Raw genomic sequence first — 21,338 nt, forward strand, 5'->3', positions numbered from 1 at the left:
TAAAGTCTTTCATTCAGGTGACAGAATTTCTATCCAGATATTATTTTATAATTTTTGGTTGTGCTTTTTATTTTACATTCAATAGATTGCAGGTTTTGCATTTTGCAAGGAGAAAAACATGCTGATTCTGACTCGACGCGTCGGGGAAACTTTAATGATTGGTGACCAAGTCAGCGTGACTGTACTTGGTGTAAAAGGTAATCAGGTTCGTATTGGGGTGAATGCTCCTAAAGAAGTCTCTGTGCACCGTGAAGAGATATACCAGCGTATCCAGCATGAACGCGCAATGCATGAACATCTTCAACATATCGATCAAGATTACCAGCCTTCTTTTGAAGATGATAATCAGACACAAAATAACTTTAACCGTTAATTTTTGTGTAAATCATAAAGCGGCTTTTTTAGCCGCTTTAAATTTCTCTGTATTTTATATAAGTACTCTAAATAATTAAAAAATTTAATAAAGTCTAAAGTTTTACCTCTTGCTGCAATGTTGCAAGCACTTTTTTTACCGGTCCAAAACTGCGGCGATGCTCATCAATAACACCGTGCAGGGCAATCGCTTCAAAATGCGCCTTGGTTGGATAACCTTTATGCTTGGCAAAACCAAATTGCGGATGCTTCTGATCCATCTCGATCATCTGATGATCTCGGGTTACTTTAGCCAGAATACTGGCTGCTGAAATTTCAGCATGCAGCGCATCACCACCAACTACAGCATCACAGCTCATCGCAAGGCCCTGTGGAATCTTGTTGCCATCGACCAGTACATGCTCAGGCTGAACTGGCAAAGCTTCTACAGCGCGACGCATCGCTAGCAAAGAGGCCTGTAAAATATTATACTCATCAATCTCTGCTGCAGAAGCCTCAGCAATGGCCCATGCCAAGGCTTTTTCCCGAATTTCGATAAAAAGCTTTTCACGCTTCTTTTCAGTAAGCTTTTTTGAATCATTTAAACCCTCAACCGGGTTATTCGGATCCAAAATAACTGCCGCAGCGACAACCGAACCCACTAATGGCCCACGCCCTGCTTCATCTACACCAGCAATTTTCATGTCTTTCTTCCATAAAAAATAGGCTGAACCGGTCAGCCTATTTCAATTTAATCTTGGCTTAGTTTACAGCTTCAGCTACACAAGCGTTAATGGTTTTTGCCACTACATTGCCGACAATCGTCGCACGTGCTGCCGGGTCAATTGCTGCAGTTGCCAGATCTACCGCCGTTACGTTCTGTGGTGCTTTTTCACTGACACAGCCGCAAATTTCAGTCTGGATATCCTGTTTTTGTGTTGTAGTCATGAGACGTGTTGCTGTTTGCCATGCCGGAATATTATTCAGCTCAGTCGTACATTTTGCATTGATCGCGATTTTAAGCGCAGCCCCACCCAGTTGCTGAGTCGTGGTTTGGGTCTCAGGACTGCCTGTTGTTGCACAAGCCGATAAAATCAAAGCAATTGGAGCCAGTGCAATCAATAATTTTTTCACAGATCTGTTCCTTGTTTATTCATATATAAAGCGTGACGCTATTGTGCCGAAATTCACCTGAATAAGAAATCTAAAAATCATCCTGAATGTTTAATCTGCACCCAGCCATTTCAATGGATGTTGCATGAAAGCCACCATAGCGTTGCAGATTTGGAATTGCCGAGCTGATTCGCCCTTTGCTAAGGTGCATCCATCTTTGAGAGCCACAGAAAATCACATGGAAAAAGTACAATATTACACACGCACGGCGCAATGGCTGCACTGGATCATGGCGATTATCTTTATTGGGGCGTGGCTGATTGGTTTTTATAGCGGGAATTTTTTAAGTTATGAGGTCGATAGCAGCTTTAAAGGCGATGTCATCACCCTGCATAAAAATATCGCCACCACCATTATTTTCCTGCTGGTTGTACGAATCTTCTGGCGCTACACCCATCCTGCCCCCGAACTATCTGACACTATGTCATTGAAAACTTTAGCACATGCAGGTCATCTGGCTTTGTATTTCATGCTGATTGCCCTACCCGTCACCGGCTGTTTATATAGCTGGAGTCTGAGCTACCCAGCACCGGTGCTGTATTTATTTAAGCTTCCGGCACTGATTGCAGAAAATCCGGCTGTGACCGCCATCGCAAAACCTCTGCATATCTGGCTTTCCTGGGCGGTGGGACTCCTTTTAACCGGACATATTGCCGCAGCACTGAAACATCATTTTATCGATAAGGATCACGTACTCACCAGCATGATGCGACAATCTAAATCGTCTAAAAAATAAACTGCAAAACTACATTCAATCAGCTTTCATTGCAAAGCTGATTTTATTTCAAGAACTCGGTCATGCAGCCTTTCAGACTGTTTGCGATTGCTTGTTGAGTAAGCTTTGACTTTACCTCTTCATCGAGAGTTGCTTTAAGCAAAGTGCTGGCTGGAATATCTTTAAGCGCATGCTCACCCACACAGGAACACACATTCTGTTCAAGTTCAGCTTTATTTTTATCCTGCATAAAATAAGTCGAGGCGGTCCAGAATTTAGATGCTTTCAGCTCTTTTCCACATTGGTATTCAATCACGGGTTTTAAGGTACGTTGTGTCAAAGTCATATCCGCATTTGAGCAGGCAGATATCAACACGCTACTGATGAGTAGAATTACATGTTTCAATTTCATATCCATCTATAAAAACAAAGGCAGAGCGTACCCTGCCTTTTATTTGAAAACTTAAACCAGGGCACGGATCTGGTTGATCCATTGTTCTTTATCGGCCTCGGTAATAAAAGAGGCTTCAAATGAGTTAATGGCCAACTGCTTGATTTCCTCATTGCTTAAGTCCAGCGCTTCAGCAATGGCAATAAAATTGTCATTCATATAACCGCCAAAATAGGATGGATCATCTGAATTGACCGTAACATGCACGCCCTGCTGCAAGAGGCGATGGATATTATGCTGCTGCATGTCATCCACGACGCAAAGTTTCAGGTTTGACAACGGACAAACCGTCAATGGCATCTTTTCTGCAATCAGGCGTTGCATTAACTCAGAATCTTCTTCCGAACGAACTCCATGATCGATACGATTGACTTTGAGCAAATCCAGCGCCTCCCAGACATAGGCTGCCGGGCCTTCTTCTCCTGCATGCGCAACCACTAAGAAGCCTTCATCTCGTGCTTTAGCAAAAACACGTTCAAACTTTGACGGTGGATGCCCGACTTCACTTGAATCCAGACCGACTGCAATAATCTGGTCTTTATAAGGCAAGGCCTGTTCCAGTGTTGCAAAAGCAGCATCTTCACTTAAATGACGCAAGAAGCACATGATCAGATGTGAACTGATACCCAGTTTAGTTTTGGCATCATCACAGGCTTTTTGCAAGCCGTTGATCATGGTTGCAAAAGCAACGCCACGATCAGTATGGGTTTGTGGATCAAAGAACATTTCAGTATGCACGACCCGGTCTTCAGCACATTTTTCAAAATACGCCCATGCCAGATCATAAAAATCCTGTTCATGAATCAGTACAGCAGCACCAGCATAATAAATATCAAGGAACGACTGAAGATTATGAAAGTTATACGCCTGTTTAACTTCCTCGACAGATTTATACGGGATAGCAATCTGATTACGCTGAGCGATTGCAAACATTAACTCAGGCTCAAAGGTGCCTTCAATATGCACATGAAGTTCTGCTTTTGGCAAAGCTCGAATCAACTCGAGACGGTTCATCATTTCTCCTCGTGAAACCCTTAAATAATAAAAAAAGGGTGCAAACTGAGTCTACACCCTTTCCAAATCCAGAAAAATTAGCCGCCAAATAGTGCGAATTTAAGCGTCCATAGTAGTGCAATAATCCAGACCATATACGGCACAGTTGCTGCTTTACCAGTCAGCAACTTGATCAATGCATAGCTAATAAAGCCCATTGCTATACCATCCGCAATCGAATAGGTAAATGGCATAAATACAATGGTTAAAAATGCAGGAACTGCTTCTGTAATATCTTCCCAATCAATATGTACGATACCCTGAATCATTAAGACACCAACAAATAACAACGCTGGGGCTGTTGCAAAGCTTGGTACAGACTGTGCCAATGGCGCAAGGAACAAACAGGCAACAAACAGGATACCGACGACTACAGCGGTTAGACCTGTACGCCCACCAGCTGCTACACCTGCAGAAGATTCAATGTATGGTGTCGTCGATGAAGTCCCTAGAGCTGCACCTGCAACAATTGCAGTAGAGTCAGCAAAAAGTGCTTTTTTCAAACGTGGCAGTTTGCCATCTTTTAACAAGCCTGCACGGTGCGAAACACCTACGAGTGTACCGGTGGAATCAAATAGATCGACCAGGAAGAAGACAAAAATCACGCCAATTAAACTGGCAGTGAATAGACCTTCAAAATTCATTTGCATGAATGTTGGAGCAAGTGATGGAATTGCACCCACTACACCCTGAAATTCATTATAACCTAGTGCAGTTGCAATAGCCGTCACCACCAGAATACTAATGATAATTGCACCACGGACTTTGAACTGGTGCATTACCACCACAAGCAAAAATCCTAAAAGTGCCAGTAATACCGAGGGTTGTTTCAGATCGCCCAAGCCGACTAAAGTAGCCGGATTATCCACAATAATACCGGCATTTTTTAACGCAACCAGCGCCAGGAATAATCCAATACCTCCTCCAATCGCGAGCTTTAGCGACATCGGAATAGCATTGACAATAGCCTCACGTATTTTGAACATGCTGATCGCAATAAAAACCAGACCTGACACAAAAACTGCGCCTAATGCGGTTTGCCAAGGCACTCCCATTCCCAAACATACAGAATAGGTAAAGAAGGCATTCAAGCCCATACCTGGTGCTAGGGCAATTGGATAATTCGCAATCAAACCCATGACCAAACAGCCAATTGCTGCTGCAAGACAAGTGGCAACAAAGACAGCCCCATGATCCATCCCCGTTTCGGACAAAATCATTGGATTGACAATAATGATGTAACACATCGTTAAGAACGTGGTTACACCTGCCAGAACTTCTGTGCGGAAACTGGTTTTGTTTTCACTCAGTTTGAACAGACGTTCAAGCATACTTTCTGAAGATGGATTAGGAGTCGTCATGACCTAGCCCCTATTGAGTAAACTTTATGCTTTAAGCATGCTGTCAAATAAATGAAATTTTATAAAAAAATTCATCAATTTTAAGGATGTGTTAGCAACGAATATGCCAGCATAGCCATTTGACGGGTTAAAATGTTGGAACAGCTTACAGCCCACCCAGGGCTATGCTATAAAAACCCAAAAAATCTAAACAAAAAAGCTGCATAATTTTTATGCAGCTTAATTTCAAGATTTAAATCAAATGGTTAACAAGATGATATCTGCTTCATCTTGATTGTGGGCAAATTATAACACACTGATTTCTTATTGCTTCTTAGATTTTTACACTTTATTAGAAATTAATATATTCTAAGCGAATACTTCAAAAATTCATTATATTTATTATTAATTTAATTTTATTATTTTATTTAAATTTTAAACCCTGAAGATAAGTAAGCTGGATTAATGCCGATGCCGGTTGGATTCCAATAATTTGTTTGAATCACGCCCTTCACTCAAGACATGACGGATCTTTTCATATTTCCTTATTTCTGAATGTTTATGGACGCAAAATCCCAATAAACTGATTATTAAGGCAAAGACAGGAATAGCATATATTTTCATTCTTATTATGCCGCTTTGTAACATTATGAAATTATGCTAACAAAAAACATAACAAACTTGTGACATACTTTACATTTAACCCGATGAAAGGCAGTTTTCAAGCCTTAAACCAATACTTTTCTGAGTTTTTGTTTACTATTACTTAATTAACTTGTAATTCTTTTTTTTAAACTGTTTTTTTATAATGCACTTTCAAGTCAACAATAAGTATCTGTAGTTAAAAGTTTTTTAATTAATTTAGAAAAATAATTTTGAAGTAGGACTATTCTGATAAATGAAATATCACGCATTTCATGAAGAGTATTTTGCATAATTTCATAGGGTTTTCCCCAAAGACCTCATCTTTATTTTTTGAGAAAAAACGTTAAATAAATGATATTTTTCGAGTTATTTAGATGTGTGTAGTGACAATTTTATTCTTGGGAAACTCTGCAGGCTATTCTTGAAAGCTCAATGGTGCTTTTCGCTAATTCTGTGCATCTGTCCTTTATCTGCCTCACAAAGTCAAATCATTAAAGATTATACATGTACCTTATAATAGGGCTCTCATATCCAGCATACTTGTACTCATGCTGGATATGGGAAATCGTTTATTTATGCACTCAGTTGTTCATCGCGCTTAAACACCAGTTCTTTCTTGAGTGAACTGTCTGCATCGAAGTAATAACCATCGACATTAAAAGCTTTTAGCCCTTCAATCCGATCAATTTTATTTTCAATTATAAAACGTGCCATAAGACCGCGTGCTTTTTTAGCATAAAAACTAATCACTTTATATTTGCCATTTTTCTGATCTAGAAATACCGGCTTGATAATATCTGCCTGAATTTTGCGCTCATTAACCGATTTATAATATTCATCAGACGCGATATTGACCAGAATTTCAGACTTTACTGCTGCCAAGTCTTGATTAATCAGATCAGTAATATGATGAGCCCAGAAATCATATAAGTTATGCCCCCGGATATTGGCCAATTTAGTACCCATTTCCAGGCGATAAGGCATCATCAGATCCAGAGGACGCAAGAGCCCATATAAACCGGACAGCATCCGCAAATGGTCTTGGGCATAATGCAGGTCTTCATTCTTCAAATTATAAGCATCAAGACCTGTATAGACATCGCCTTTGAATGCAAAAATCGCCTGACGGGCATTGGCCAAATTAAAATCTGGTTGCCAGTCATTAAAACGTGCAGCATTTAAACTAGCAATTTTTTCACTGACACTCATTAAGCTTGAAATTTCTGATGCAGAAAGTGTGCGACAAACTTTAACCAAATCCTGCGAATGCTGTAATAATCTCGCTTGAGTAAATTGGTCAGTTGGTAGGGGGGTATTGTAATCAAGAGTTTTAGCTGGAGAAATTAAAGCGAGCATGGCAACCTGGTCAAAAAATGATTAATCAAACTATATCAGTAGACTTATTTTAATTCCAATTCATGTTTTTATTCACCATAATCGTTAAAATGCGAAATTCTCCTGTTAATCATCGGTTTTTATATGTCCGAGCAAATTTTTCTTCAAGGACCGGCAGGTCAGATTGAAGTTTTTGTGGATTATCCTCAGGGTGAAGTGAAAGGATTCGCGGTAGTTTGTCACCCTCATCCATTGCAAGGTGGAACACCACAACACAAGGTTCCGGTTTTACTGGCACAAATGTATCTGGAACGTGATTGTATTGTATATCGTCCAAGTTTCCGTGGTTCTGGTCAAAGTGAAGGTATACACGACGAGGGCTTCGGTGAGACCGACGATGTATTGGAAGTCATCCGGTTCGCCCGTACTCAACATATTGCCCTGCCTTTTTATGCAGGCGGTTTTAGTTTTGGTGCGCATGTTATGGCAAAGAGCTACGCAGCTTTGCCAATAGAACTACAACCGAAGCAAACCATTTTATGTGGACTACCGACCGCTACTGTTGCCGGTATTCGCCATTATATTACACCAGCAATTAAAGGCGACATTCTGTTCATTCATGGGGAAGCCGATGAAGTAACTTTGCTGTCAGATATGATTGAATGGGCAAAACCACAGCGTCATCTAGTGACCGTATTACCTGGTGCCAACCATTTCTTTACCGGCTACTTAAAGCAATTGCGAATTGCAATGACCCGGTACTTAGCGCTTGGCTGAATAAAAAAACCCATCATCTGATGGGTTTTTTTTATTCAGAGACAAAATTTTCTGCAAGAATTGCATAAATCACTGCCCGATATTTGGGTTTATCCAGATAACTGGTAATTTTTCCGCGCAAGCGCTCTGCAATTTTCCGGCTCGCCCAGTTTTCTTCGGCTACTTGATAGCTTAAGCCTTTAATATCTAATGTATTGAAAGCATATTCTACAATACAACGCACTGCCTCGTGTCCATAATGATGACCATGCGCAGTTTCACGGATCCAAATACCAACTTCAGGTATTTCGTCATGAAGTCGATGTAAACCACATAGTCCAATAAATTCTTGTGTTTCTATATGACGGATCACATATATATATTCTTTATGATCGGTCATATTTTCCAGCCAATTTTGCCAGATTGCTGCAAAACCCTGTTCAGATTCTGGTACATCCCACGCCATAAAACGTGTCAGACTCGGTGTGATCGAAGCATAAGCTTCTACGGCATCAACCGGTTTAAAATAATTCAGGATCAGACGTTCACTTTCGAGTTGAGGGCGAATTTTATTAGAGTAATACATAGGAATGAACTTATTGACCATATCAGTGCCACCTTGAAAACGACTCATAACAGTATAAAATTCGTGTAAATAAAAGCAGCTTAAGATCCTTTATCATTATTAATCCTGTAGGAGCTGAAACTCCTTAACTTAAATAGTATCTTTATTATTCAATTTTTTTAAAACCCGTACTTCAAACCAAGCTGCAACTGGTAATCACCAGAATCAAGAGCATTGCCATTGACATCTCCAAAGATGTTCCAGTTCTGACCACTTTGATAATTAAAGCCTATACCATACAACAGATAGTCTTTATCAAAGCTCGGTGGTGTGAACAGGACATTGCGAGTGCTATCCACATTCATTGACAGCGCAACCTTGTCATAGTCACGGTTAAATGCATTGGCATATTCACCATAACCAGTCAGCACCACATTTGGAGTAAGCTGATAATCCAGTCGCACCCCGACATGAGCTTTGGTTTCAGCGACAGTCACATCACTGACCGCAACACCCAACACATTTGCTTCTTTCACCCTGTCGAGATCAACAGTGTTGTAGCTCAGTGCCAGATAAGGACTTACACTCAATTGCTCGGTGAAGTAATCATAACCGATCTCGCCATATACACCGTATTTGCTCAGATCAGCTTTTGATCGGGAATCTACAGATACCACAGCATCGGTCAGCACACGCTTAAACTCCACATCACCCCAACCAAACTGCATCTTACCCGCAACATACAGATTGTCAGCAGCTTGCCATTTCAGGTAGGCCCCCAGGTTAGTGACATCAGCATCAGCAGATGCTTTGGTTTGCTCAAAATCAGACTTGTCCTGATACTCGCTTATATAAGCGCCTACCGCCAAGTCATCCCGAACCATCGTATCCGCACCCACACTCAGCACACTGACATGAGATTCAACATCATCCCAACCGTTTGCAGAATTCTGGTTGTTCAGGTAACTTGCATTCGCCCAAACCCCGCCTTGCCCCGCATACAACAACTGATGTGAACGCTGTGCAATCTGAGCATTCACCAGTGAATCATTGCGTAGCAGTACAGATGGAGTTTCAACAAATACCGCACCTGAATTGGAATTCAGGATTGCCTGAGCCGCTTCACGGCTTTGAACAGACTGGATTGTTCCCACATACTTGGTCAGATCAGTCACCTGACCATTTAAGGCCTGGGTATTGGCCTTGTCCATCAGGTCATTTAAAAGCTCGCCCGATACCACAGAGATACCACTTGATACCGCACCCGCAGCAACCGCGTTGGCATAATCCACATCAACCGTCACCTTGTTGGCATGATGCTCCAAGCCTGACACTGCAAGGAATGGGGAAACCGATTTATACTGCTCAAATGTGCCAGTAACCTTGTTGGCAGTTAAAACGGTATGCTCGCCTTTGGTCAAGATGTCACGACTGGCAGCAGACACGTCAAGCGAACCCGCCAGTGCAGCATTACCTTTAATAGTGAGGTAGTGATGCAGATCATAGTTCAAGACACCTGATGCGTTTTGGGTATAGTTGCCGTTTACTGTCAGACGGCCATCGGCAGTCGTTACCTTACCGCCGTTGACCACTGACCCTACTATACCATTCCCCGAAAGTACACCTGCCTTAGTGACACTTACTGGACTGGTGATTGAACCTGTAACACGCAGCTTGCCATTTTCGACACTGGTTGAACCCTGGTAAGTATTTGCGCCTGACAGAACCAGAATGCCATTGCCTTTTTTGGTCAGGCCTGCATTACCCCCAATATTGTTGGAAAAGACACTGGTGCCGATCACATTGGCATCGAAAGTATTACCAAACTCTTTGCTGAATAACTTAATCCCTTTCAACGAGCCCTCAAGGTCTAAACGCCCCCATCCAGTAGTGCTGTTATAAAGCTTGTTCTCACCTGAACCATCATCCAGATAATCAGCATTGGTCAGCAATACTTGACGTACCTGATCAGCATTCAGCCAGGGATATTTAGACCATACCAATGCTGCAGCTGTAGTCACTTGAGGCGCTGCAGCTGAAGTTCCTGAAAAATACACCAACCCTTGCAGTTTATTGCTATACAGCGGGCCGAACCTGAAATCCGCAGCCAAACACCAGCGAGCAGAATCTCCGCAGGCATTCGCCCCCTTACCATCAGCATTACGGAAAATTTTTTGACCTGTTTCATCTAGACCCGTCACACTTATCACACCTTTTTCAACAGCTTCATTGCCCACTGGAAGTAATGATTCAACCGAGGGATTGGCAAACCCGTCATTCCCTGTAGCAAACACCACCAGAGCATCTCCCTTGACCAATTCGGCAGTGTAATCAAGCAGACGCTGCTTATAATCACCAGATGCAAACATCGTTGCAAAAGAAGCATTAAATAACTTCACAGCATATTTTTTATTCAGGTCATTCATGGCCTGAAGATGACCTGCAGTTGTTGCATATCCCAATTCACGATCGGCAGACTGGATACCATATATTTGTGAAATATCTTTTGCCAGCCCTTCTGTCATGGCTTTTTCCATAAAATTAGATTGATCCGGAATCTTACCCGCTATGATTTGAGCAACCAATGTCCCATGCAGACTAGGGCTTGTGTCTTGTACAGAAATGCCGGCTGTCGTTAAATCTTCAACCGTAAAAGTACCCGCCTGATAATCATTAATGTATTTTAATACTTTCTCAACAGAATCCTGCAAATAAGTATTTTTCTGGACACCCGTATCCGCTACACCAATTGCGATCTTATTATTACCTTTCGCAATATCAACAACATCAAACTTGGATTTATCATAAGTGTAAGATGTTGGTGTTGGTGTTGGTGTTGGTGTTGGTGTTGCACCATTTCCATTATCTAGATCATTGTCAAGTGGCTGAGAAGTTACATTAGGCAAAGATTTAGATCCACCACATCCAGTTAGCATGAGGCTAACGACAGCGAATGCAAGAGCCGTTGGAACTGTTTTGATGTTCATACTTACGCCTATTATTATATTTATTATGGTCTTATAGATTTAGGAGAGTATGGCGAAATTTGCTGCCTAAAAATGAAGATAAAGTAGAATTTAGTCTTCAGACTTCGTTCCTTCTCAGCAAAGTTTTATCTATTACTCACAGGTCAAAATTACGCAAAGCTAAAAACTATTTTTTAAAATTTTGATATTTAGTTCGAACCTAATTTAAGAGTTTTTATTGGGTTATTTTCTCTTAAATTCGACTTCACCGCCTTTGACTGGGTTTACCAAAAATATTTTGAAAAATCAGACTCTCTGATCAAAAAATTTAATCGAAAATTTAAGTTTAGTAAGTGAGTAAATATATTTAAATTGTTAATGAATGAAACTGGTCTTGAGTAAAACCATACTCTTCTCAGCCATACGTGGCACATCATCAAGATATGATAACAATTAAGATTCAGGCAATTTCGCAGTGTATAAGTCGAAATAGTACTAAATACACTTAGCAAGTCAGTCACATAAAAGCCATCGGAGCTTTGTGATTAATGAAAGTAAAATTTGCGGGATGTGAGGTGATTGACTTAATCACTCGAACTTGGCTGGAACGAAGATAATGTATGTGGATAAAAGCCAGGATTTTGACTCACCCAAAAAAGAATAGAGGAAAACCAAACTCAGGTTGATATTTCCAATAAATATCATTCGAAATCCCACTATACACGTGTGAACTGGCACCGATGTAAGGTCAGTCACTTAGCTGAAAATATATGTGCGTGGATGAAATAACCTTGAAGTATTGCAATATAAGCTAACAAGCTAGAGTAGAACTTTTGAAGTTTAGGGGCTCCAGCTTGTACTTTGTCTGATGGCTATTAGGAAATATTAACAGTCCCTAATTCTTCCATTCAAACTCACTAAAACTTTCCTGTTTTTTAAGCGATGCTTCAACAGCCTGTGCCAGCTGGTTTAACAAGCTTTGCTCGGTAATCCGATCCAGCCAGTCCTGTTCTTCATCCGGATATGAAGCAATTTCACAGACCAGATGGCCCTGTTCATCTCTGGTTTCACAACTTACCGATAATGGCAGCTCATGCTCATCTACGCTTACTGCCACTTGTGCACCACTTTGACTTAAGGTCTGAAAACCGTATTTACCTAATTCCTCAGCAAGTAAATGTGCTACGTATTCCTGAGTTTCTTGACCATCCCGTGGTTGCTGGCTTTGGGTATTGGCCATGAATTTTAATTTTCGCATCGCTACTTCCAAATGGCTTTTTTCTTATATGGGTTTAGCATAAGCAATATAAACAAAACAGCCAAGCAAAAGCTTGGCTGTTTCACATAAATTTAAGAATTATTCTGTGACTTCAATCGTCAGGCCGGCCTGTGAAGTCAGTTCAGTAAAGGTTGGAAAGCTGGTCGCTACTGTTTCCGTTCCCACAATACGAATTTCTTCAGAATTACGTAAGCCTGCGATTGAGAAACTCATGGCAATTCGGTGATCATGATGTGACTCGATTTCACCACCGCTAAAGATTGGTGACCAGTCACCTGCTTTACCTTTACCTTCAATGATGATGCCATCTTCTGTTGGTGTACAATCAATGCCCATGGTTTTCAGGCCATCAGCCATCACCTGAATCCGGTCAGATTCTTTGACACGCAGTTCTGCAGCACCGGTCAGAATCGTTTGACCTTCGGCACATGCAGCGGCAATGAACAGTGCCGGGAATTCATCAATCGCCAATGGCACCTGATCTTCCGGCATATGAATGCCTTTTAAGGTACGTGTACCGCGAATACGGATATCTGCAATCGGTTCACCACCTGCAATACGCTCGTTTTCAACCGTAATATCCGCACCCATCTGTTTCAGGATTTCGATCACACCGGTACGGGTGGGGTTGATACCTACAGCTTCTAAAGTCACATCCGAGTTTTCGGTAATCGCAGCCCCAACCATAAAGAAAGCAGCAGATGAAATATCAGATGGAACCTGAATATTGGTACCGACTAACTTACCGCCACCTTGCAGTGAAATACGGTTACCTTCAGTTTTCACGTCATAACCAAAAGCACGCAGCATACGTTCAGTATGGTCACGGGTGGGTTCAGGCTCAGTTACCGAAGTTTCACCCTCAGCCCAAAGACCTGCCAGCAGAATACCTGATTTCACCTGGGCAGAAGCCATTGGCAAATCGTACTGGATTCCTTTCAGGTTTTGATTTCCAGTAATCGATACCGGTGGCGTACCGCGTTCACCCGTAGTCTGAATCTGTGCACCCATTTCACGTAAAGGCTTAGCAATCCGTTCCATGGGACGCTTGGACAATGAAGCATCACCGGTCATGACTGAGTCAAATTTCTGCGCTGCCAGCATGCCAGACAGCAAACGCATCGAAGTGCCCGAGTTACCCATATATAGCGCAGATTGTGGTGCTTTCAGGCCATGCATACCTACACCGTGAATGGTCACTTCACCATTTTTAGGACCTTCAATACTCACCCCCATATCACGGAAAGCTTGCAGAGTCGCTAAAGCATCTTCACCTTCAAGGAAACCGGTGACATGCGTAGTGCCTTCAGCAATCGCACCAAACATGATGGAACGGTGTGACACAGATTTGTCACCTGGCACGGTAAATTTGCCCTGGAATTTCTTGGCACCCGGCTGAATGGTAAATTGTTGTGTCACGTTATTTTTCTCCATGAAAGGTTTCTTGGCGAGCATATGGTTGAAATGCTGGCGTGCTGCCTGTGCATGTCCCAGTAAGCCCATCAATGCTTGGGAATCTTCATCTTCAATCAGCTTGCGGATAATTGCCAGCTGGGCCTCAAAGCCATCCACGGCATTGAGAATTGCTTTTTTGTTGGCAAAAAAGATGTCATGCCACATTTGTGGATCACTGGCCGCAATACGCGAAAAGTCACGAAAGCCACCGGCAGCATAACGAAAAATATCTAGATTGTCTTCGCGCTTGGCCAGTTGTTCGACCAGGTTAAACGCCATCAAGTGCGGAAGATGACTGGTATGGGCCAGCACTTCATCGTGCTTTTCTACATCCATACAGATCACTTCCGCTTTTGCTGCCTGCCACAGTTGAATCAGTTTATCGACTGCCCATGCTGCACTGGTCGGTAATGGTGTCAAAATCACCTTGTGATTGGCGAACAGATCGACCTTACCAGCATGCACCCCGGTATGCTCGGCACCCGCAATCGGATGTCCAGGTACAAAACCTGCTGGTAATGCTTCACCAAATACAGCCTTGGCTGCATCCACCACATTACCTTTGGTACTACCGACATCCGTAATAATAGTACCTTCAGCCAGATGTGGCTTGATGGTTTCCAATACCTTTTGCGTGGCACGTACCGGCAAAGCCAGGACAATCAGATCCGCACCTTTGACCGCCTCCACAGGATCTGCATAACCTTGGGAAATTAATCCCAAGGCTTTGGCATCTTCCAGCGTTTTTTGTGAGCGTGTCGATGCCACGATGTCATTGGCTAAATGCTCGGCCTTAATCACACGTGCCAGACTTGAACCAATCAGCCCAAGTCCGATGAAGGCAACTTTTTCAAACAGTGGCTGCGACATAACTTAAGCTTTCGCCTCTAAGCCGAGTACTTTGCCAAGTGCAGCAAGGAATTTGGCATTTTCAGCTTCAGTACCAATTGATACGCGCAGATGGTTCGGAATACCCACTGGACGAACAATTACGCCTTCTTTCAGCAATTTGTTAAATGTTTCTGCTGGATCAGCCTGTACATCGACCAGAATAAAGTTGGCACGGGATGGTACATAGTTCAGACCCAGAGCTTTAAAGCCCGCTTCAAGCTGTGCCATACCTGCCTTGTTCACTTCACGAGATTTCTCGATGAATGCTTCATCTTTCAGCGCAGCAACTGCAGCTACCATTGCTAAATGGTTAACATTAAATGGCTGACGGATACGGTTCAGGTAATCCGTTACTTCAACAGACGACAATGCGAAGCCAACGCGCAGTGCAGCCAGACCATAACACTTAGATAATGTACGGCTGACAATCAGGTTTGGATACTGCTTCAGGAATTTCAGGCTATTGAAGTTTTCTGGGAAATATTCCACATAAGCTTCATCCAGCACCACGATGACATTGGCCGATACTTTCTGCATGAAAGCTTCAAATTCAGCTTCTTCGAACCAGGTGCCTGTCGGATTATTCGGATTGGCAATGAAGATCAGCTTGGTATTGTCTTTTATTGCTGCAGCCATGGCTTCCAGGTCATGCGAGAAGCCTTTTGCTGGTACTTCAATCGCTTCGGCATGGATTGCTTGCGTTACCAATGCATATACAGCGAATGCATGCTGGCTGTAAATCACGGAATCTTTTTCAGAAACGAATGCGCGGGCAAACATTTCCAGCAAGTCATTTGAACCATTGCCCAAAGTAATCTGGTCATGATTAAAACCAAACTGAGCCTTGATCTGGTCTTTCAGAATAAAACCACCACCGTCAGGATAACGGCCAATTTCCGCCAGTTCGGCAGCAACTGCTTCCTTGACTTTATCTGAACAGCCCAACGGGTTTTCATTTGAAGCCAGTTTCACGATATCAGTGATGCCCAACTCACGCTCAAGTTCACTGATCGGTTTACCTGGTTGATATGGTCTTAATTTAGAGATGCCTGGATTGGCTGGGACAAACGACATTTTATACTTCCGATTTACAGATGAAACAGCGATCAGCACCCTCGCACTGATCACGAAAGGCTGCTTTTATAAAACAGCTGCAGGATATGAACCAAGCACGCGAACTTCTTTCACGAGCGGGCGAATTTCTTCAATCGCTGCTCTCACATGCTCCTGTTCAATATGACCTTCAAGATCAATGAAGAACACATAAGCCCATTTTTCAGGAAGTGCAGGACGGGTTTCAATACTGGTAAGACTAATGTTGTGTTTGGCAAATGGCGCCAGAATTTCTAGCAATGCACCAGCACGGTCATGTGCTGATACCAGCAGTGAAGTTTTGTCATTACCGCTTTGTGGTACTTTTTCACGACCAATCACCAGAAAACGTGTGGTGTTTTCCGGATTGTCCTCGATATTGCTGTGCATGATCTCAAGATTGTAGATGTTCGCAGCAATTTCAGAGGCAATTGCGGCAGAGTGCCACTCATTCTGAATACGTCGTGCAGCTTCGGCATTTGAGCTGAGTGCAACACGCTCTACCCCTGGATAATGGGCATCTAGCCATTTACGGCATTGTGCCAGAGTTTGCTGATGTGCATAAATCTGCTTGATACTGTCTTTACGGGTATTTTCCGAGATCAGGAACTGGTGATGAATCGGTAATTCAACTTCACCAATGACATTCAGATGCGAGGTTTTGAAACAGTCCAAAGTATGGTTCACCACACCTTCAGACGAGTTTTCAACCGGTACCAGACCATAATGTGCACTGCCCGCCTCTACTTCACGAAACACTTCATCAATGGTGGGTAATGGACGAACCACGGCATCATGACCAAAGTGTTTGAGTACTGCCGAGTGTGTGTAGGTACCAATAGGTCCAAGGAAAGCAATACTTTGTGGTGCTTCAAGCGCTAAACATGCTGACATGATTTCGCGAAACAGACGTGCCATGGTGGTATCCGACAATGGCCCCTCATTGCGCTCCATAACATTGCGCAGGACTTGTGCTTCACGTTCCGGACGGTAAAACAGCGGATTTTCTTCAGAAGCAAATTTCGCTTTTGCGACTGCCTCGGCCAAACGCGCGCGACGGTTAATCAACTGCTGGATCTGCTGATCAACTGAATCGATATCTTCACGAATTTTAGCCAAATCTAAAGAAGCCGTTGTGTTTTGATCGTCGTTGATCATCGTGATGTCGCCCTGTATAAACCTTATCTGTGCAGTATAACAATAGTGTGCTGTAAATGTTACACAATATAACTTTAGTAGATTAATTCTTAAAAATAAGGAGTTGATTTTAACCGTTCATCACTTTAGTCATATCTGGTAACATTTCTTTCACTATTTCCACCGAATTTACATTATCAAATTGTAAACTTTGCATGCTCATCTTAACTGATTTTTATCAAGATGAAATATCACTATTTCTTAATCTAGATAACGGTTTTAAGCATAAGAAAATTAAAATAATTGCGATATGACCTTAGCTTTTAAGAGAATGATATCTTATATAGATTTCACAATAAAATGCACTCTATCCAACCTCATTTTTCTAGGTTTATCTTTGACTTAGCTAATATTTTTACATTCCACCACCACTTGATTACAAAGCGGAGACGATTTTTTAACCAATCGTAGATAGTCTAATTTAAAACACACGTTTGGGTGTCAGTCATGCCAAAAAGAATAGCTGTACTTGTAACGAATAATTTTGAAGACCAGGAATATCTTGAACCTGTTGCAGCCTTGCTGGCAGCACAGCATAGCATCTGCAACATTGAGCTCAATGCAGGAAAAATAGTCTACGGCCTGCATGGTCAGTCAAGTGTGACAATTGACCGCGGCATCGAACAAATCAGTATTGATGATTTTGATGCCTTACTGATTCCTGGCGGTGAATCTGCAGTTTCTTTATCTACCGATCTCCGGGTGCTGCAATTTATCCAAGCCTTTAATCAGGCCAAAAAAACCATCTTTAGTTTATGTGATGCCTCTTTACTCCTGTGCGAAGCAGATGTACTGAAAAATCGAATTATTACCAGTATTCGCGCGCATGCTAGCCGTGTACGGCATGCCGGTGGCACTTACTATGATGTCGAGCTGGTAAATGACAATAATCAGTTGATTTCATCACGCCTGCCCAATGATTTACCTATTTTTATTAATGAATGTTTGAATGTCTTAAAATCATAAAAATTAAAAGAACATTTACCATTTGGATTATTTCTCGCGTAAAAAAGAGCCCTTCAGGACTCTTTTTAGTACTTGAGCAGTTAACGCCCCAGCAGCCCCCGTGCCACGATTTCCTTCATGATTTCATTGGTGCCGCCATAAATCCGCTGGATTCGTGCATCCACAAAGAAACGTGAAATCGGATATTCGGTCATATAGCCATAACCACCAAAGAGCTGGAGCAAATTGTCAGCAATTTTCATCTGCATATCGGTCGAAAAGCTCTTCAAAGCGGCTGCAGTTTCTACGTCCAGTTTATCCTGCATATACAGCTCGACATTCTGATTATAAAAAGCTGCTGTTGCCAGTTCATCAATTTTGGCCTGTGCCAGAACAAAACGGGTATTCTGGAACTGTCCAATCGCCTGACCAAAAGCCTGGCGCTCTTTCACATATTGCGTCGTTACATCGATAGAACCACGAATCGCACCCAAAGCTGTCGCAGCAATAGCTGTGCGTTCGCGTGGTAGTTCTTGCATCAGATAAGCAAAGCCCTGACCTGCTTGCCCCAGCAACTGCTCTTTAGGCACTTTGACATTATCAAAGAACAGCTCAGAAGTGTCCTGAGAATGCAGTCCAATTTTGTCCAGATTTTGACCCTTTTTAAAGCCTTCCAGATGCGTATCGACCAGCATTAAAGACACACCTTTGGCACGGGCTTGCGGATCAGTCTTCACTGCCAAAACTACCAGATCGGCATGCTGGCCATTAGAAATAAAGGTTTTGGAACCATTCAGCAAATAATGATCATCCTGCAAGATGGCATTAGTACGCATGGCCTGCAAATCTGAGCCTGCGCCCGGCTCGGTCATGCCAATCGCACCCACTACTTCGCCTGAAACCATTTTTGGCAACCAGTATTTTTTCTGTTCTTCAGTCCCGATATGCAGAATATACGGTGCAGCAATATCTGAATGGCAAGACAAACCGGTTGAAATTGCGCTATAGCCTGCTCGTGCCGACTCTTCAATCAGCATCAGGGAGTAATGCGTCGGCACACCATAGCCACCATATTCTTCTGGCACATCGACACACAAGAATCCATTTTCACCCAGCACATTCCAGACTGAACGCGGCATCATGCCCTCACGCTCCCACTGTTCATAGTAAGGCGCTACATGTTCGTTCATAAAGCGTTTGAAATTGTCGCGGAAAAGTTCCAGGTCAGCATCGTAAGCCAGCATTCTTGTATCCTTATGGTGTTTATCATTTTATTTCCTGTCCACAGGCTAACTATTTTTATAGCTACTGTCATGTGCCTGATGGGTTTTTTTGCTAACTTCACAGTCAGATAAAAAAACAAAAAGGAAGCCGAAGCTTCCTTTTTTAAGACCTTAAAGACTCACTCTAACTTAGTGAGCGTTATTGCCTTCTTGCGCCATTTTTTCATCAATTTCAGCTGGATTTGCTAATGCATAGTTGAGCTTATCCATATCTAACTGACCAACCCATTTCGCCACAACTAAAGTAGCCAAAGAGTTACCGACCAGGTTAGTTAAAGCACGCGCTTCAGACATGAAACGGTCAATACCCAGAATCAAGGCCAGGCCCGCAACAGGAATATTTCCTACAGCTGCCAGAGTTGCCGCCATCACAATAAAGCCCGAACCGGTGACACCTGCTGCACCTTTAGAAGAAATTAACAATACTAGAAGCAAGGTAATCTGGTGAGATAAATCAAGCTGTGTATTGGTGGCTTGTGCAATAAAGATCGCTGCCATGGTCAGGTAAATTGACGTACCATCCAGGTTAAATGAATAACCTGTTGGAATCACCAGGCCAACCACTGATTTTTCAGCACCCGCAAGCTCCAGTTTCTTCAACATACGAGGCAGTACCGACTCAGAGGAGGACGTACCGAGTACAATCAGTAACTCTTCACGAATCAGGCGAATCATTTTCATGATGCTAAAACCTGTGAAACGTGCAATTGAACCCAAAACAATGAAAATAAACAGCAAACATGTGATATAGAAACAGATGATCAGTTGAGCCAACTGCGCCAGTGATCCAATCCCATATTTACCAATCGTGAATGCCATGGCACCAAATGCACCAATTGGAGCAAGTTTCATGATCATATTCACGATGTTAAAGAACACATGTGAAATCTGGTCAATCAGTTTAAGTACCGGCTTCCCTTGTGCACCCAATTTATGCAGCGCAAAACCGAACAGGATCGCGAATAAAAGCACTTGCAGGATTTCACCTTCAGCGAAAGCTCCCACTACCGTATTCGGAATAATATTCATCAGGAAATCAAGGGTAGACTGCGACTCGCCTGAAGTTACATACTTCGAGATTCCCGCAGTATCCAGACTGGCTGGATCAACGTTCATGCCAACACCTGGCTTTACGATGTTAATAACCAGCAGACCAATCACCAAAGCAATCGTTGAAACGATTTCAAAGTAAAGTAGAGCCACACCACCAGTTTTACCGACTGATTTCATGCTCTCCATGCCTGCGATACCACTGACCACAGTACAGAAAATTACAGGGGCGATGATCATTTTGATTAAACGGATAAATGCATCACCAAGTGGCTTTAGCTGCTCACCTAGACCCGGAACATATTGTTCTGCACCATTAATAATTTGTGTACCACTTGGCGAGAAATGTCCGACCAGGATACCCGCAATAATGGCTACAATCACTTGAAAATAAAGCGACTTATAAATTGGTTTTTTAGCCATAACCTTACTTCGCGATATACTTCTAAAAAGAAGCAATATTCAGTTTTTACTTATTTAAGAAAATAAGCGTCCAATACTTGATTGTCTGAAACAAAAAAGTGCCTATGTATCAAGAATTAATCTGATACTAAAAATAGAATGTGTATGTACGTTTAACAATCACAGCAACCCTGCTCTTCAAAAAGAAGTCAGTGCATTGATCAGGAGATGAAGCAAACACAAATAATCACGGGAAATTTTAACTGCTTTTTAGACTTTTGTTTAACCCGAAATGTTAATTTTGACTAAATAATAGGCAATATCCCTTATACTATAGTCTTATAAAACTATAATAATTCTGCAAAATAAGAAGGTGAAATACCAATATCAGCGT

At 42.3% G+C, this 21,338-nt stretch carries 18 protein-coding genes; 4 read left to right on the forward strand and 14 right to left on the reverse strand.

Features of this window, described 5'->3' with window-relative positions:
* The first annotated feature begins 118 nt into the window (after window positions 1-118).
* A complete protein-coding gene (gene csrA, locus VXQ92_RS13455) occupies window positions 119-373 on the forward strand; it encodes a carbon storage regulator CsrA (protein WP_064096631.1) in 255 nt (84 codons plus the stop codon).
* A gap of 94 nt (window positions 374-467) precedes the next feature.
* On the opposite strand, the gene rnhB is transcribed toward csrA, so the two are convergent.
* The gene (gene rnhB, locus VXQ92_RS13460) at window positions 468-1,091 is read right to left on the reverse strand and encodes a ribonuclease HII (protein WP_416682128.1); all 624 of its coding nucleotides are present in this window, start codon (window positions 1,089-1,091) and stop codon (window positions 468-470) included.
* A gap of 22 nt (window positions 1,092-1,113) precedes the next feature.
* Window positions 1,114-1,485 (reverse strand): hypothetical protein, encoded by a 372-nt coding sequence (locus tag VXQ92_RS13465; protein ID WP_416682106.1) that lies wholly within the window; start codon window positions 1,483-1,485, stop codon window positions 1,114-1,116.
* Between the two features lie 217 nt (window positions 1,486-1,702).
* Between VXQ92_RS13465 and VXQ92_RS13470 the strand changes: the two genes are divergently transcribed.
* A complete protein-coding gene (locus tag VXQ92_RS13470; RefSeq protein ID WP_416682108.1) occupies window positions 1,703-2,260 on the forward strand; it encodes a cytochrome b in 558 nt (185 codons plus the stop codon).
* A gap of 43 nt (window positions 2,261-2,303) precedes the next feature.
* On the opposite strand, the gene VXQ92_RS13475 is transcribed toward VXQ92_RS13470, so the two are convergent.
* From VXQ92_RS13475 to yaaA, 4 genes are all read right to left on the reverse strand, one after another.
* Window positions 2,304-2,657, reverse strand: coding sequence for a hypothetical protein (locus VXQ92_RS13475; protein WP_081408795.1), 354 nt, complete (start codon window positions 2,655-2,657; stop codon window positions 2,304-2,306).
* Window positions 2,658-2,702: 45 nt separating this feature from the next.
* Window positions 2,703-3,704 (reverse strand): adenosine deaminase, encoded by a 1,002-nt coding sequence (locus tag VXQ92_RS13480; RefSeq protein WP_416682130.1) that lies wholly within the window; start codon window positions 3,702-3,704, stop codon window positions 2,703-2,705.
* 77 nt (window positions 3,705-3,781) lie between these two features.
* Window positions 3,782-5,104 (reverse strand): NCS2 family permease, encoded by a 1,323-nt coding sequence (locus VXQ92_RS13485; protein ID WP_064096627.1) that lies wholly within the window; start codon window positions 5,102-5,104, stop codon window positions 3,782-3,784.
* 1,197 nt (window positions 5,105-6,301) lie between these two features.
* A complete protein-coding gene (yaaA, locus tag VXQ92_RS13490) occupies window positions 6,302-7,084 on the reverse strand; it encodes a peroxide stress protein YaaA (protein ID WP_064101847.1) in 783 nt (260 codons plus the stop codon).
* A gap of 123 nt (window positions 7,085-7,207) precedes the next feature.
* Here yaaA and VXQ92_RS13495 point away from each other — a divergent pair, with 123 nt between their 5' ends.
* Window positions 7,208-7,840 carry an alpha/beta hydrolase gene (locus VXQ92_RS13495; protein ID WP_064096625.1) on the forward strand — a complete coding sequence of 211 codons (633 nt, stop codon included), beginning with the start codon at window positions 7,208-7,210 and terminating at the stop codon, window positions 7,838-7,840.
* Window positions 7,841-7,871: 31 nt separating this feature from the next.
* On the opposite strand, the gene VXQ92_RS13500 is transcribed toward VXQ92_RS13495, so the two are convergent.
* The 6 genes from VXQ92_RS13500 to pheA all read right to left on the reverse strand — a co-directional run bounded on the left by VXQ92_RS13500 (window position 7,872) and on the right by pheA (window position 17,225).
* The gene (locus VXQ92_RS13500; protein WP_416682131.1) at window positions 7,872-8,405 is read right to left on the reverse strand and encodes a GNAT family N-acetyltransferase; all 534 of its coding nucleotides are present in this window, start codon (window positions 8,403-8,405) and stop codon (window positions 7,872-7,874) included.
* Between the two features lie 158 nt (window positions 8,406-8,563).
* Window positions 8,564-11,371 (reverse strand): autotransporter domain-containing protein, encoded by a 2,808-nt coding sequence (locus VXQ92_RS13505; protein ID WP_416682111.1) that lies wholly within the window; start codon window positions 11,369-11,371, stop codon window positions 8,564-8,566.
* An 874-nt stretch (window positions 11,372-12,245) separates the two neighbouring features.
* Window positions 12,246-12,608 carry a hypothetical protein gene (locus VXQ92_RS13510; protein ID WP_064096623.1) on the reverse strand — a complete coding sequence of 121 codons (363 nt, stop codon included), beginning with the start codon at window positions 12,606-12,608 and terminating at the stop codon, window positions 12,246-12,248.
* A 99-nt stretch (window positions 12,609-12,707) separates the two neighbouring features.
* Window positions 12,708-14,954: a bifunctional prephenate dehydrogenase/3-phosphoshikimate 1-carboxyvinyltransferase gene (locus VXQ92_RS13515; RefSeq protein WP_064101844.1), complete on the reverse strand. Its 2,247-nt coding sequence runs from the start codon at window positions 14,952-14,954 to the stop codon at window positions 12,708-12,710.
* A gap of 3 nt (window positions 14,955-14,957) precedes the next feature.
* Window positions 14,958-16,049, reverse strand: a complete 1,092-nt coding sequence (gene hisC, locus VXQ92_RS13520; RefSeq protein WP_416682113.1) for a histidinol-phosphate transaminase — start codon at window positions 16,047-16,049, stop codon at window positions 14,958-14,960.
* Between the two features lie 66 nt (window positions 16,050-16,115).
* On the reverse strand, window positions 16,116-17,225 hold the full coding sequence (pheA, locus tag VXQ92_RS13525; protein ID WP_064096620.1) for a prephenate dehydratase: 1,110 nt from the start codon (window positions 17,223-17,225) through the stop codon (window positions 16,116-16,118).
* Window positions 17,226-17,711: 486 nt separating this feature from the next.
* Between pheA and VXQ92_RS13530 the strand changes: the two genes are divergently transcribed.
* Window positions 17,712-18,230: a DJ-1/PfpI family protein gene (locus VXQ92_RS13530; RefSeq protein ID WP_064101842.1), complete on the forward strand. Its 519-nt coding sequence runs from the start codon at window positions 17,712-17,714 to the stop codon at window positions 18,228-18,230.
* 80 nt (window positions 18,231-18,310) lie between these two features.
* Here VXQ92_RS13530 and VXQ92_RS13535 read toward each other — a convergent pair whose 3' ends face one another.
* A complete protein-coding gene (locus VXQ92_RS13535; protein WP_416682114.1) occupies window positions 18,311-19,453 on the reverse strand; it encodes an acyl-CoA dehydrogenase family protein in 1,143 nt (380 codons plus the stop codon).
* A gap of 168 nt (window positions 19,454-19,621) precedes the next feature.
* Window positions 19,622-20,965 (reverse strand): dicarboxylate/amino acid:cation symporter, encoded by a 1,344-nt coding sequence (locus VXQ92_RS13540; protein ID WP_064096617.1) that lies wholly within the window; start codon window positions 20,963-20,965, stop codon window positions 19,622-19,624.
* Window positions 20,966-21,338: the final 373 nt, after the last annotated feature.

This window comes from Acinetobacter sp. 228 (assembly GCF_048147885.1).